This is a genomic window from Anoxybacteroides rupiense (genome assembly GCF_014196195.1).
Taxonomy (GTDB): Bacteria; Bacillota; Bacilli; order Bacillales; family Anoxybacillaceae; genus Anoxybacteroides; species Anoxybacteroides rupiense.
In genome coordinates this window covers 155640-169944 of record NZ_JACIDF010000007.1, presented here as the reverse complement: position 1 = coordinate 169944, position 14305 = coordinate 155640, and the positions used below count along the sequence as shown (strand labels likewise).

Below are 14305 nucleotides of genomic sequence, written 5' to 3'. Positions count from 1 at the left end.
TCGTACCGCTTATTTCATACCATCTGCTCGCTTCCTCTTCGACGCCCATGATCGTAAAGGAGATATTTCATCGAATCAAAAGAGAGCGGTTCAGACGGCCTTTCCCTTATGTTCGCGCCATTCCGATTGAGGAATCAGGCGTTTTGTAAGAAGAATCTTGATTCGTGCTATTCTCATCTGTTGTTGATTGGTCATTAGATTGTGATTGTTCACTTTGGTTTTGTTCACTTGGTGCCTGATTATTTTGCTGGTCGCTTTGAGATTGGTTATTTAGTTGATTGTTTTCCGATTGATTTTCTGTTTGCTGTTTGTCATTTTGTTCCGCTGCGTTGGATTCCGTTAAGGATGTCACAGGCTTGTCTACATAGTCAAGCGGATTGACCGTTTTTCCATCTTTCCGAATTTCGAAATGAACGTGAGTGCCCGCTTCTTGGTTAAACTGGCTTTGTCCGGCCTTCCCAATCACTTCACCTTGCTTCACGGTGTCGCCTTCTTTTACTTGTAGATCGGCTAATGATTGATAAACCGTTACCACGCCATTATCATGATCGATTTCTACCACATAGCCTAAAATCGGATCCTTTTTCGCTGTTGTCACTGTACCGCTTAAAGAAGCGGTCACCTCAAACTCTTTTCCGTCTTTCATTACAAGGTCAATGCCGTGGTTTGGATAATACGTATTATTATAAAAGACGAGAGCTGCTTCTTGTTCTTCTTTCGATGCGGCATAATCATAGAAAGGCGTTTTGACTTCGACAGCGTTCGGATCAAGAACTGGCATTGAGATGTGTTCGACAGATTCGTTGACCGGAATGGAATCGTTCTCGTTATAAGAAGTTCCTGGAGCATCTTGGCTGTATTCATATTCATCTTTTTGCGACTGCTCATCATGATTGCTTTGGAACCAAAGCACTCCGGCTAGAATCACTGCGGCACTCGTTAAATATACAGCAGGAAATACCCAACGCTTGCGCAACACGCGTTTTAAACTTGGTTTCATTGGAGAAGGTTGTTTCTTTTCTTCCTCTCTCATTGTTCATCACCTCAGCAACCATTTTGAACAGAAAGAGGAAAATCTATACATCAAAAAACATTTTTTCGTTTATTTTTTGAAAAGAATCGCTTTTTATACATAAAAAAAGAAGCTCTGTAAACCTGAAGCCGAAACCGTTTCGTCTATGCGATCAACACCAAAAAGAAAAGACCCATTCCCCCATGAATGAGTCGCAAATGAATGGATCTTTTTAGGCTTTGAATGCGAATCGATGGTTTATTTTTTCGCGGTTAATTTGTTTAAAAAGGCAGTCGCAGAAGAAATGCTTACCCCGCGGTAGTAATATTTGATAATTTCATCATATGTTTTCCCTGTTTTCGCCATAAAATTAGCCCCATATTGGCTCATGCCTACTCCATGTCCATACCCTTTCGTGGTAATGATAATCTCGTTTCCTTTGCGCATCCACGTAAAGTCGGTTGATTTTAATCCTAATCTCTCTCGCACTTCTCTTCCTGTCAGTTTTTTTCCATTGATTTGAACAGCCTCGACTCGCTTTCCTGGTGTACGTCCTAGCAAATTACCGACTGAACCGTCTTTCGGAAGCGTCACACCTAGCTTTTGTTCAAATTCGGAAACGGACATCGCTGTTTGATTATAAAATTTTGGAGAATCTTTATCCCAGGGACTCGCTACGCTCTTTAAGTACGGAAAAGCATTCCCCCAATAGGCTTCTGAGTTTTCTGTATACCCGTTACTTGTGGAAAAAAAAGACGCCTCGATAGGAACGTTATTGTACGTGACAATCTGTCCTTCTGTCGCTTGAACAGCTTCTGTGATTTTCTTGATTTTCCAATTATAATCGGCTCCCCATAGCCGTTTAAGTTCATCGTCGCTGTAATAAACTTGGTGCATCACCGTGTCCGTCACATTTGCTCCCTTTGGCAGGCTAATCGGCTGATCGTTCAACATCTGCTTGACAATATACGTTCTTGCTGCCAACGCCTGCGCCTTGAGTGCTTCTAATTCAAAATCAGCAGGCATTTCAGCTGCGACAACACCGATGACATACTGTTCAAGCGGAATATGCTCGATTTGTTTCTCCTTGCTCCGATATACCGCTACCTCCACATGAGGACCTGTTGTACCTTTCGGCTTTTCTTGCTCTGTAGAAATGGACTGCTTTCGAAGCTCCTCCGCCAACGTTCCGTCTACCTTGTCGGTAAATGGAATGACGAGCAGTGTCGGGATCAGCAGAACCACAATCAATAATAGAGAAGCTAGTACGATTAGTAGTTTTACACGTTTCATTTTCCCGAGCCCTCCAATATCCAATTTTCAAGCGCAAGCAGCTGCTTGCGTGCTCGTTATTACATAATGTATGGGCTTGGACAAGTATATATGACAAATTGTTTGAACGAAGCTGACAACAGTCCGATGTCGATTTCCGTCAAAAATAAAAACGACCTTTCACTACGTAAGCTGTAGCTGACGGTCGTTTTTTGCTTCAAATATTCAAGTCCGTTAGCTTCTCTTCATTCACTGTGGACTCCTGTTCACGAACACGCTCGATGTCTGCGCCAAGAGCCGCCAGCTTTTCATGGAAACGGACATAGCCGCGGTCTAAATGCTTTAACTCCGTCACACGCGTATACCCTTCAGCCGCAAGTCCTGCCAAAATCAACGCAGCGGCAGCGCGCAAATCAGTCGCCGCTACTTCTGCCCCTTGCAAGCGGCAAGGGCCATTCATAATGACCGAGCGTCCTTCAATTTTGATGTCCGCATTCATCCGGCGAAATTCTTCTACATGCATAAAACGATTTTCGAATACCGTTTCGGTAATCATGCTCGTGCCTTCGGCTTTCAATAATAAGGCCATCATTTGCGATTGCATATCGGTCGGGAAACCTGGGTGCGGCATGGTTTTAATATCAACTGCTTTCAGCTTTTCGGGACCGATCACACGAAGGCCATTTTCTTCTTCGATAATGGTCACACCCATTTCTTCCATTTTCGCTATTAATGAGCTTAAATGCTCTGGAACAGCTCCTTGCACCAAAACATTTCCACCTGTAATCGCAGCAGCAACCATAAACGTACCTGCTTCAATCCGATCCGGAATCACTGTATGCACAGCCCCTTGCAATTCAGAAACTCCTTCAATTCGAATCGTTCCGGTACCGGCTCCTCTTACCTTTGCGCCCATCGCATTCAAAAAGTTAGCTAAATCGACGATTTCCGGTTCCTTCGCACAGTTTTCAATCACTGTGGTTCCTTCAGCCAATACGGCGGCCATCATGATATTTTCCGTCGCTCCAACGCTCGGAAAATCCAAGTAAATTTTCGCTCCGCGCAGCCGCCCGGTTACCTCTGCATCAATAAAGCCATTGCCAACCTTGACAGAAGCGCCCATCGCTTCAAATCCTTTTAGATGCTGATCAATCGGGCGCGAACCAATCGCACAGCCGCCCGGCAACGCGACGCGAGCCCGGCCGTTTCGCGCAAGCAGCGGTCCCATCACAAGAACAGAGGCTCGCATTTTACGCACATATTCAAACGGGGCTTCTAACTTGAGCTCTCGGGATGCATCTACAGTCACTTGATTTCCTTCCATGCTGACTTCTGCGTTTAAGTAACGCAGCACCTCATTGATTGTATATACATCGGAGAGAGCAGGAACATCATGAATTACACTTTTGCCTTCACTTGCTAATAAAGTTGCAGCGATAACAGGCAAAACGGCATTTTTTGCTCCTTCTACTCGCACAGTGCCGCTCAACCGGTTCCCGCCACGGACGATGATTTTTTCCAAGGTATTCCCCTCCGCGTCCAATTTCTCTATATTAATATTCAATTGTAATAATTGGGGTTCCAACGACAACAGTCGTCTGACCGCCCAATCCTGTCTGTCTGAGAGCTAGCTGAATATTCATTGGATGTGTTTTGGTTGGAAGAACGTTCTCCCACTGCCCAGTATATGCAGATACGGAAACAAACGTCCCTTCCTTAAGCGCCTCAACAGGCGTTGCGTTGAATTCATGTAAAAGATGGTAAGCTTGTTTTAACAAAACACCTTCCATCTTATCATTGAATTCCCCTTTTACACAAGAGAAAAATACCGGCTGTTTCATAAAGAGTTTAGATGACTTTTGTCTGATGGTGCTACTGATTTTTTCCCATACTTGTTCGCTCCAACCAAATCCTTTTAGCTCATAGAGGATATACGTTTGGGGCTTTTCATTTGCAACGGTAGTAACGAGTTGAATTTTTTCTTGCATGGAGGAATGTTCATACGTGCCTGTCACTTTCTGAACATGCTGATCTGATTCCATCACCCAGCGAAACGCTGGGAATTTTCGCTTTAATTCATTGGCTTTTTTTAAAAACGCTGAATCATTTTCAATAACTTGGGCATACTCCCTTGTGTAAATGGTCCATTGTTGGATCGACGCACCATTTTCTTGTAAAACATGAGCCATTGTTCTTATTTCTTGTAGCGGCTCATTCCCCTTTGCTTCACCGATAGAATATTGATACATGATCATGAGTACGGCAAATGCCATTGCCAGCATGATCATATTTTTTCTCTTTATCATCCCGTTTCACTTCCTCTCCTTAGCTTTTATTGTTGCCAGATTGGAAGTGAACATACACAAAAACGGTCGACAAAATCACAAAGAGATTTTTTCCTTTTTGACAAAAAACGCAACGCCTCTTCTTTATTGAAAAAGGAATGGCAGTTGCTTCGACCAAAGAAAATAATCAAGGAAAAAATTGCTGACAGTCGAACCGATCGCAATGGTCAATAGTATGTAAAATAAGCGAGCTTGAATGATGCGATTCGGCTTCAAGAGCTTTTCAATATGTACTCCTTGCAGTACCCACCATGTAATAGCCATAAACACAAGATGGGAAATAATGCTTAACAAAGCTTGTTGTCCTACTCCTACCATCATCTCCAGTTACTCCTTTCTCATATATAAAAGCGAAAAGCGCCCGCCTGTGCGTGTAAAGCTTGACAGTTCCTTACTTCTAACCTCTCCAGACTTGTTGACAAACGCTTTTATCCTGCGTCATAGGCCGCGATCGTCCGCTCATGAACTCCCCTTCTTCACTCAGCTGCGTTCCTTGCCTGTCAAGCGTTCCATCCATGAAGAAGATTAAAATGATTGTAGACAAAGTCGATGTTGACTTTGTCTACAATCTCAGGGAGTACATCCTCCTTTATTGTAATATTAATGCAAAAAATCATCAAAATGTTGAAACTGGTCTAAAAAGTGATAGACCATCCCCGGCAGCACGCCAAAAACGAGCGTGCCAACCGCGCAAATAAGGACGACAAGAGCAGCGCCAATCGGCAGCTTGATCGGTTCGTGAACAGCAGCCGGGCGAAAGAAGATTTGTGTAAATAAACCGAAATAATACACGTAGGAAACAACCGTGGCCGCCACCATCACGGATGCTAAAACATAGTGAGCAGGATCCGTCGCAAATGCTCCTAAAAAGATATGCACTTTTCCAATGAAGCCGGCCGTTCCAGGGATTCCAGCCAGAGATAGAATAAAAATCCCCATCAATACCGCCAAAAGCGGATGACGCCGATATAAGCCCGCAAACTGGCTAATATCTTCCGATCCCGATTGATCTGTAATGATCTGCAACACGGCAAACGCCCCTAAATTCATCAGCAAATAAGCAGCTAAATAAAACCAAATCGAGTCAATCATCACCCAAGACATGGAAGCAAACCCCACTAATATATAACCTGCATGGGCGATGCTTGAGTAAGCAAATAACCGTTTGATATTACGCTGTTTTAAAGCGATCACATTGCCAATCACCATGGTCGCTCCCGCCAAAAAAGCGATATAATCCTGCATCGACAACAGCATAGAGGATGGATCTTTTCCTTGTGCAGGAGCAGCAGCAAATATGGTAATAAACAAACGCAAGACGATGACAAACCCTGCCGTCTTCGAGACAACGCTTAAAAAAGCAGTGACTGGCGTTGGCGCTCCTTGATAGACATCAGGAGCCCACATATGAAACGGAACGGATGACAATTTGAATGAAAGACCGACCAACAGCAACAAAAACGCAAGAGCCAATACATATTGATGGCCGCTATCTTGCAGTGTACTGAGCTGCATTCCGATTTTCTTCAAATTCGTGGAGCCTGTTAGACCAAATACATAGCTCATCCCAAACAGGGTAATGGCAGTAGAAATCCCGCCATTAATCACATATTTGAGCGCTGACTCGTTGGACAAAGAATGCGCCTTTCGCAATCCGGCCAAAATATAAGAGGAAATCGATAAAAGCTCCAAGCCGACAAACAATGTGATCAAATCGCCGCTTGATGTCATCACCATCGCACCGAGCAAAGCGGTTAAGAATAAATAATAGAATTCGCCATAGTATTTCATGCCCTCGCGCGGCTGATAATCAATGGATAACAGAAGCACGAACGCTGCGCCAAACAATAAAAGCAACTTAAAAGCCTTGCCGAACGAATCAAGACGAAACGAATCATTCAAAATAGTGGTTGTATGAACAGGAAGGAGAGCCACAAGCGACACGATCGCTACGATCACCCCAACAAACGCAAACCAGCCAAGGGGCCGACGGCTTTTATCATTCGGCATCAATAGGTCGATGAGCGAGAGAGCAATTCCCACGCCAAGAATGATCCATTCCGGCGTCATGATTCCCCATTTGTATTGCATAAGTGTGTCCCAACTCATGTCTCTCACCCTCCTAACCCATTCATCATCAGTTGAATCGGCGCTTTAAGCGGCTGCGCTAAAATATGGGGGTAAATGCCTATTAAAATAATGCAACCAAGCAATATAAGGACAGGAATAAGCTCTATCGCATGAATATCTGACACGTTTGCCTCCGCCACTCTGGACTGTGCTTTTCCGTAAGTGATATTCAGAACGGCTCGCAATAAATAGACAGCGGTCATAATTATTCCGAGCGTACCGATGGCAGCCAGGATGGGCGCTGACTTAAATAAGCCTAAAAACGCCATAAATTCACTAATAAATCCAGACATGCCAGGTAAGCCAAGCGAAGCCATCGCCCCTGCCAATAAAAAGCCAGAGGCCAGTGGCATTGTTTTGGCTGTCCCCCCTAAATGGCCAAGCTGTGTCGTCTGAACACGTTCATATAAAATACTAATTAACAAGAAGAGAAGCGCTGAGATCAGACCATGAGAAACGACTTGAAAGATAGCGCCTTGTATCCCTGCTTCATTCAAAGCGCCCAGCCCAATCAAAACAATTCCCATATGCGAAATACTAGAATAAGCCAGCACCATTTTAAAATCTTCTTGGACAAAGGCTAAAAAGGCCCCATATAGTAGATTAATAACCCCCAATAACGCAATCACGGCCGCCAGCCGATAAAATTGCTCAGGAAATAATCCCATGCCAAAACGAATCAAACCGAACGCGCCAATTTTCAGTAGCACACCTGAATGCAGCATGACAATCGCTGGAGGCGCCTGCACATGGACTCGCAACATCCAGCTATGAAGCGGCACAATCGGCAATTTAACGCCAAAAGCGACGAGCAAGGCAATCAATAAGCCGTATCGCAAATCGGTCGAGATCGGCGCAATCATCTGGGCTGCTGCCTGCGGATTGTGAAGCATTTCTTTTAGTAGCGCAATGTTGGATGTCCCTGTGCGCGCAAATAAAATTAAAATGACAAGCAACAAAATGGCCGAGCCGATTCCGTTATAGATCAAATAGCTGTATGCGGCTCTTTCTTTTTCGAAATAGCCCCATTTCCCGATTAAAAAGAACATCGGAACAAGCGTCAGTTCGAAGAAAATAAAGAACAAGATTAAATTTCCGGCAGCAAATACACCTAGCATGCCGATCTCAAGCAATAGAAACAGCATAAAATAGCCTTTCCACTCTTTTTTTATATGAATGGAGGCAATGGCCGCCAGCGTTGCTAGCAGCGCGGTCAGCACCATCATGACAAGTCCTAAACCATCAACCGTCAGCTCGTAATCCACGGTAAACGTTGAGCTGGACAGAAAAGCAAACTTCCCGAACTGAATCCAGGCATGCTTTTCCGCTAAACGGTTTAAGTCATATCCACCTAAGTATTGACTAAAAGCAAACAGTGCTAAAATAAGCGATGGCAATGTCCCCAACACACCAAGCCATTTGATCGTTTGCTCCTGCTCCTTTGGTACAAAGGCTAGTAAAATCATGCCAAGCAATGGGGAAAAAATAAGCAATGACAGGAAGTACGTCTCGTTCATTATAGATACCCCCCCGTAAACGCGAGAATGACGATCAGAACCGTCAAGCCGATAAACGTAACCGCCCCATACCATTGAACCTGTCCATTTTGCCATTTCGATCCCGCTGTGCCGATCGCCCGTATGAAAGCAGCCAGCACATTGGCGAAGCCTTCAACAATAAAGCGGTCGAGATACTGCAAAAACAGGCTCAATACTTTCACCATATAACCAACGGTCATACGATAAAACTCGTCGACATAATACTTATTCAGCAGCACGTTATATGTAAGCGAATTTTTGGAGCTAAGCCAATCCCGTGCCAGCGAACGCTTTCCGTACATCAGCCATGCGAGATAAATGCCGGCGAGCGATACAGCTGTGGCAACGATCATGATCCATAAAGGAGCTTCTTCATGCGAAGGAGCGGATTCACCTGTTAAAAAGTCGCCAAGGAATGGGCCAAACCACGGTGTATTTACATATCCAGCGGCAATGGACAGGATGCCGAGAACGATCATAGGCCATGTCATCGTTGCCGGAGATTCATGAACATCGCCCGCTTCACTGCGCCCGTCACCGCTAAACACAAGGAAAAAGAGGCGGAACATATAAAAGGCGGTGAAAAAGGCGGCGACTACAGCGATCCAAAATAACACGACATGCCCATGCACCCATGCAGCCGCTAAAATCTCATCCTTACTAAAAAACCCGGACAATAGCGGAACTCCGCTAATGGCTAGCGTTCCAATCAAAAACAACGGCGCGGTCAACGGCAGCTTGCGCCAAAGGCCGCCCATCTTCTCAATATCTTGCGTGTGCACAGCATGAATGACACTGCCGGCAGCAAGAAACAACAAGGCTTTAAAAAACGCATGTGTCGTTAAATGAAAAACTCCCGCCACATATCCCCCAGAGCCAAGCGCCAGCATCATATAACCGAGCTGGCTCACGGTTGAATATGCGAGCACTCGTTTGATATCTGTTTGTACAAGGCCAATAGACGCGGCAAAAATAGCGGTAAAACCGCCAACAACCGCCACGGTAAGCATCGCTGTTTCACTTGCTTCATAAAGCGGGAATAGCGATGCTACGAGATACACACCAGCTGCCACCATCGTAGCGGCATGGATGAGCGCCGATACAGGCGTCGGACCTTCCATGGCATCCGGCAGCCATGTATGAAGCGGAAACTGTCCAGATTTACCGATCGCCCCAATAAAAATCAGAATGGCACATAACGTTATCATCGTTGCTGAAACGTTACCTGCTTGAACGGCAGCAAAGATATCATCATATTGAAAGCTTCCCGTTTGCCAAAACAATAAAATCATGCCAATCAGCAAACCTACATCGCCAATACGCGTCATAATAAACGCTTTTTTGGCAGCTGCTTTTGCTTCTTCCTTGTAAAAATAAAAGCCGATAAGCAAAAAGGAACCAAGACCAACCAGCTCCCAAAAAATATACGTTTGCAACAAATTGTCAGAAATGACTAAGCCGAGCATGGCAAACGTAAACAATCCAAGATAGGCATAAAACACCGAAAAGCGGTCGTCTCCATGCATATAGCCTTTGGAATAAACATGAACAAGAAAGCTTACAAGCGAAACAACAACAAGCATAAGCGCGTTCAATGCATTAATCTCAAAGCCCATGGCTATGCTAGCCTTACCGATTGCAAGCCATTCCCGGTGCAGCTGATAGGTTGGTTCATGAAATCGTTCGATCAGCACCATTGCTGCGCTGATAAAGGAAAGAAGCGTGGCAGCTATTCCGATATAAGCGCTCCTTTCCTTCATGCTCTTTCCGGCCACGAGCAAAATCAGGAATGAAAAAAGCGGGAAAAGCGGTATGATCCAAGCGTTTTCCATCATTGTATCACAATCCCCTTTATCAAAAGGGCCCATAGCCCTTTTTTCATTTTCAACATGCCATCCACTGATGGTATCGGAACACTTCCCTTGTTTCACTAATGCTTCATCGAATCCATTTCATCTATATGGACCGTCTTCCGATTGCGGTAAAGCGCCATTAAAATCGCTAATCCAACAGCCGCCTCGGCTGCCGCAACCGTGATCGTAAATAAAGCGAAAACTTGTCCTGTGATGCTCGGATTCACGCCATATTTACTAAAAGCAACTAAATTAATATTCACCGCATTCAGCATTAACTCAATACAGATTAGCACAATGACCGTATTGCGCTTTGTTAATGCCCCATATAACCCAATACAAAACAAAATTAATGCAAGCACAAGGTAGGCAGACAAAGGAACGGTACTCATGATTTCGCCTCCTCGTCTTCTTTTTTCGCTAATACAATCGCTCCCACAAGTGCCACTAGTAAAATCACAGAGGTAATTTCAAATGGTATCACATATTTTGAATAAAGCGCGATCCCGATTTGCTCTGCATTTTTTTCATGAAGATGCGTCGCTTGCTCGCCGAAATCTAAACGATAAATACCAGCATATACCGCTGCGCCAAAAGCAAAGACAGCAAGCGCCGTTAACACCTTTCGCCAAAATCCTCCCGTTGTCGTTTTCCCTTCATCCTGATGGCGCGTCAGCATAATGCCAAACAGCATAATAATCGTAATGGCCCCTGAATAAATCAGCACTTGAACAGCAGCCACAAATTCCGCAGATAAAAGAATGTATATTCCGGCGATGCTGACAAAAGTAAAAATCAAGGAAACAAACATATGCATCACTTTTGTCACATTTAGCATGAGCACACCACCAGAAATGGCAACAAGCGCAAGGACCAAAAATGCGAAATATTCACCGCTCACGGTTTATTCCCCTTTCGCACATTTTCATCATTTTCATCAAGCCATTCCAAGTTTTTAAACAAGGCGTCACGACTATATTCCGCCAGCTCGAAATGATTGGTCATGACAATGGCTTCGGTTGGACAAACTTCCGTACAGAGATCACACAAAATACAGATCTCAAAATTAATATCGTACGTATCAATAATTTTCCCTTTTTTAGTGGGATCCGGATGCTTCTTTCCGGTCAGCTGAATACAGTCCGTCGGACAAATAGCCGCACATTGATTACAGACGATGCATTTTTCTGGATAAAATTTTTGAATGCCGCGAAATCGATCCGGAAGCGCCAATGGCTCATTCGGATAATCATACGTTACCTTTTGTTTCGTTAAATTGGAGAGGGTATACTTTAAACCTTTCGCTAATCCTAGCACAACGGACACCCCTTTTTCCGGTTATTTTCGTTACGAGAAGAAAATCGTTTTTATCAGCGCCGTTATAAAAATGTTGGCTAATGCAACAGGAAGCAATACCTTCCATCCAAATTCCATCAGCTGATCGGCTCGCAGTCGCGGAAATGTCGAGCGGAACCAAATAAGCACAAAAACAACGATGCTAAATTTCAGTGAAAACCAAATAGCTCCAGGAATAAAACCAAGGAACATCACAGGCTGCCAACCGCCCAAAAATAAAATAGTGGTCAAGGATGCCATGGCAAAAAGGTATACATATTCTGCGAGCATAAAGAACGCCCAACGAAAACCAGAGTATTCAACATGGAAGCCGGCAACAAGCTCGGATTCGGCTTCGGGTAGGTCAAACGGCGTTCGATTCAACTCGGCGACGGAAGCAATAAGAAAAACGAGAAACCCAATTGGCTGAATAAAAATGTACCATACATGCTTCTGCGCTTCCACAATATCGTTTAGATTTAAGCTTCCCGTTAATAAAATAATCCCAATCACTGACATCACAAGTGGAATTTCGTAGGAAATCATTTGTGCGGCTGCCCGCATGCCTCCAAGGAGCGCATACTTATTATTGGACGCCCAAGCTCCCGTCAAAACGCCAATCGTTGATAATCCAGACACAGCAATGTAGTAGAGAAGTCCAACACCAATATCAGCAAATTGAAGTGAATCGGTAAAAGGTAGTGTAGCTAATACCATAAAGGCTGGAGCAAACGCAATAACGGGAGCTAAAATGAATAGTGGCCTATCAGCTGCTTTCGGAATGGTATCTTCCTTGATGAGAAGCTTTAAAACATCCGCTACCGTCTGTAAAAGCCCCCATCTTCCCCCCACTTGATTCGGACCAATTCTCCCTTGCATAAACCCCATGACTTTTCGCTCCGCTAAAATACCATATGTAACAAACCCTAATACAACGAGGAGCAAAAGAACACCAAGTCCGAAAAAGATAGCAAGATTCGTCCAGCTAGGCACAGAACGCAGCAATTGTTCCATCAGCCATCCACCTCCCCAAGTACAATATCAATCGCGCCAAGAATCGCAATTAAATTCGCAATGTTTTCTCCCTTTAAGAGCTTTGGAAGGATTTGCAGGTTATAAAACGATGGCCGACGGAACTTAAGACGATACGGTTCTTTTTTTCCATCACTAGCAATATAGCAGCCTATTTCTCCTCGTGGGGATTCAATGCGGACGAATGCTTCTCCTGGCGGCGCTTTAATAATGCGCGGCACTTTCGCCATAATCTCCCCTTTTTCCGGAAACTGTTCACATGCTTGTTCAATGATTTTTAATGATTCTTCAATTTCGGCAAGGCGGCATTCATAGCGAGCAAAGCAGTCGCCATCTTCACGGACTGGAATGTCAAAATCAAATCGGTCATAGATAGAGTAAGGCTCGTTTTTGCGCAAATCCCATTTTACCCCTGTACATCGAAGATTCGCACCGCTTAATGAATAGCTTAGCGCTTCTTCTTTTGTATATCGCCCTACGCCCATTACGCGATGACGAAAAATTTCATTTCCAGTGACCAGTTCATGATATCCTGCCAGCTGCTTCCGCATATATGGCACAAACTCTTTTACTTTCTCGATCCATCCATCTGGAGCATCCCACTTTACACCGCCGACACGCATATAATTGAACGTGAGACGCGCGCCTGATAATTCATTTAATAGATTAATAATCATCTCCCGCTCACGAAATGCATATAAAAACGGGCTAATGGCGCCAATGTCTAATAAATACGTTCCCCACCATACTAAATGGCTGGCAATTCTGCCGAGCTCCATAGCCAATACCCGCAAATACTCCGCGCGATCTGGCACTTTCATTCCCATCATCGTCTCCACAGCATGACAAATGACATAATTGTTGGTCATCGCCGATAAGTAATCCATTCGATCGGTATATGGGATAATTTGTGTATATTGTAAATTCTCAGCTAACTTTTCCGTTCCTCGATGAAGATAACCGATAACGGGTGTAGCTTCTTGAATAATTTCTCCATCGATTTTAAGTACGAGACGAAATACGCCGTGTGTGCTTGGATGCTGCGGGCCTACATTAAGAAGCATTTCCTCTGTTCGAAGCATCGGCTACACCTCCACATCATATGGCTCATAATCTTTTCGAAGCGGATGTCCGACCCAATTTTCCCCTAAAAAGATGCGAATTAAATTAGGATGTCCTTGGAAGCGAATACCTAACAAATCATACGCCTCGCATTCCGGCCAATTCGCGCCTGGCCAAAGCGGAACAAGCGACTCAATTTCAGGATGATCGCGATCCAGCTTCACTTTTAATGCGACTGGCTGATCGTTTTTATAAGAATAAAGATGTACATACACCTCCATATGTGTTCCAAAGTCCGTTCCATGGAGCTCCGACAAATAATCGAAGCCTAGTTGCTCATTATATTTTAAAAACTGGGCGACTTTGTAATAGGTCGTTCTCTTGGCAACAAGCGTCGGCACATCCTTGGAAAGTCGGTTAATATAGGCAGCTTCTAAGACATCTTCCCCAAGATGCTCATGAATTACCTTTATATACTTATCAAGAAGCGGTTGATTCGGCGATGGAGTTTCCTCCGGCTTGGCGGTTTCGGCTGCTCCTGCCGCCGCTTTTGCCTTCGCTGCTGCCGCTGCTTTTGCTTTCGCTGCAGCAATCGCTTTTGCCTTTTCTTTGGCAAGATCCTGTTCATGATCACTGCCATCGCCTTGCTGTTTCGCCAACGCCGCCGCTTTTGCCTTCGCCGCTGCCGCCGCCTTTTGCTTCGCTAGCTCTAGGGCGTCTCCCCCT

The 14305-nt window shown here is 44.6% G+C and carries 14 protein-coding genes; all 14 read right to left on the bottom strand.

What is annotated here, in order from left to right; translation table 11 throughout:
- Positions 1 to 106: 106 nt before the first annotated feature.
- Positions 107 to 1033, bottom strand: a complete 927-nt coding sequence (gene spoIIQ, locus GGQ95_RS12910; RefSeq protein ID WP_044741570.1) for a stage II sporulation protein SpoIIQ — start codon at positions 1031 to 1033, stop codon at positions 107 to 109.
- A gap of 237 nt (positions 1034 to 1270) precedes the next feature.
- Positions 1271 to 2305: a stage II sporulation protein D gene (gene spoIID / locus GGQ95_RS12905; protein ID WP_066150580.1), complete on the bottom strand. Its 1035-nt coding sequence runs from the start codon at positions 2303 to 2305 to the stop codon at positions 1271 to 1273.
- Between the two features lie 196 nt (positions 2306 to 2501).
- Positions 2502 to 3806, bottom strand: a complete 1305-nt coding sequence (gene murA, locus GGQ95_RS12900; protein ID WP_044741568.1) for a UDP-N-acetylglucosamine 1-carboxyvinyltransferase — start codon at positions 3804 to 3806, stop codon at positions 2502 to 2504.
- A gap of 31 nt (positions 3807 to 3837) precedes the next feature.
- On the bottom strand, positions 3838 to 4590 hold the full coding sequence (locus GGQ95_RS12895) for a YwmB family TATA-box binding protein (protein ID WP_183186907.1): 753 nt from the start codon (positions 4588 to 4590) through the stop codon (positions 3838 to 3840).
- A gap of 123 nt (positions 4591 to 4713) precedes the next feature.
- The gene (locus GGQ95_RS12890; RefSeq protein ID WP_044741566.1) at positions 4714 to 4950 is read right to left on the bottom strand and encodes a DUF1146 family protein; all 237 of its coding nucleotides are present in this window, start codon (positions 4948 to 4950) and stop codon (positions 4714 to 4716) included.
- A gap of 279 nt (positions 4951 to 5229) precedes the next feature.
- Positions 5230 to 6738: an NADH-quinone oxidoreductase subunit NuoN gene (gene nuoN, locus GGQ95_RS12885; protein ID WP_183186906.1), complete on the bottom strand. Its 1509-nt coding sequence runs from the start codon at positions 6736 to 6738 to the stop codon at positions 5230 to 5232.
- 5 nt (positions 6739 to 6743) lie between these two features.
- Positions 6744 to 8276 carry an NADH-quinone oxidoreductase subunit M gene (locus GGQ95_RS12880; protein ID WP_183186905.1) on the bottom strand — a complete coding sequence of 511 codons (1533 nt, stop codon included), beginning with the start codon at positions 8274 to 8276 and terminating at the stop codon, positions 6744 to 6746.
- A complete protein-coding gene (nuoL, locus tag GGQ95_RS12875; protein WP_183186904.1) occupies positions 8276 to 10132 on the bottom strand; it encodes an NADH-quinone oxidoreductase subunit L in 1857 nt (618 codons plus the stop codon). The genes GGQ95_RS12880 and nuoL overlap by 1 nt, the downstream gene beginning before the upstream one ends.
- A 95-nt stretch (positions 10133 to 10227) precedes the next feature.
- Entirely contained in the window at positions 10228 to 10542 is a 315-nt protein-coding gene (gene nuoK, locus GGQ95_RS12870; RefSeq protein WP_044741562.1) for an NADH-quinone oxidoreductase subunit NuoK, read from the bottom strand.
- Complete coding sequence (locus tag GGQ95_RS12865; RefSeq protein ID WP_183186903.1) at positions 10539 to 11051, bottom strand: NADH-quinone oxidoreductase subunit J; 513 nt, start codon at positions 11049 to 11051, stop codon at positions 10539 to 10541. Before GGQ95_RS12865 ends, nuoK begins: the two co-directional genes overlap by 4 nt.
- Positions 11048 to 11467 (bottom strand): NADH-quinone oxidoreductase subunit NuoI, encoded by a 420-nt coding sequence (gene nuoI / locus GGQ95_RS12860; RefSeq protein ID WP_044741560.1) that lies wholly within the window; start codon positions 11465 to 11467, stop codon positions 11048 to 11050. Before nuoI ends, GGQ95_RS12865 begins: the two co-directional genes overlap by 4 nt.
- 30 nt (positions 11468 to 11497) lie before the next feature.
- A complete protein-coding gene (gene nuoH / locus GGQ95_RS12855; protein WP_066150594.1) occupies positions 11498 to 12502 on the bottom strand; it encodes an NADH-quinone oxidoreductase subunit NuoH in 1005 nt (334 codons plus the stop codon).
- Positions 12499 to 13599, bottom strand: a complete 1101-nt coding sequence (locus GGQ95_RS12850) for an NADH-quinone oxidoreductase subunit D (protein ID WP_044741558.1) — start codon at positions 13597 to 13599, stop codon at positions 12499 to 12501. Before GGQ95_RS12850 ends, nuoH begins: the two co-directional genes overlap by 4 nt.
- Before the next feature lie 3 nt (positions 13600 to 13602).
- On the bottom strand, positions 13603 to 14305 hold a 703-nt coding region (locus GGQ95_RS12845; protein ID WP_183186902.1), incomplete at its 5' end, for an NADH-quinone oxidoreductase subunit C.

Coding starts and splice junctions, on each gene's coding strand:
- spoIIQ (WP_044741570.1), bottom strand. CDS start 1,033: ATGAGAGAGGAAGAAAAGAAACAACCTTCTCCAATGAAACCAAGTTTA.
- GGQ95_RS12895 (WP_183186907.1), bottom strand. CDS start 4,590: ATGATAAAGAGAAAAAATATGATCATGCTGGCAATGGCATTTGCCGTA.
- spoIID (WP_066150580.1), bottom strand. CDS start 2,305: ATGAAACGTGTAAAACTACTAATCGTACTAGCTTCTCTATTATTGATT.
- nuoK (WP_044741562.1), bottom strand. CDS start 10,542: ATGAGTACCGTTCCTTTGTCTGCCTACCTTGTGCTTGCATTAATTTTG.
- nuoL (WP_183186904.1), bottom strand. CDS start 10,132: ATGATGGAAAACGCTTGGATCATACCGCTTTTCCCGCTTTTTTCATTC.
- GGQ95_RS12850 (WP_044741558.1), bottom strand. CDS start 13,599: ATGCTTCGAACAGAGGAAATGCTTCTTAATGTAGGCCCGCAGCATCCA.
- nuoN (WP_183186906.1), bottom strand. CDS start 6,738: ATGAGTTGGGACACACTTATGCAATACAAATGGGGAATCATGACGCCG.
- GGQ95_RS12890 (WP_044741566.1), bottom strand. CDS start 4,950: ATGATGGTAGGAGTAGGACAACAAGCTTTGTTAAGCATTATTTCCCAT.
- GGQ95_RS12880 (WP_183186905.1), bottom strand. CDS start 8,276: ATGAACGAGACGTACTTCCTGTCATTGCTTATTTTTTCCCCATTGCTT.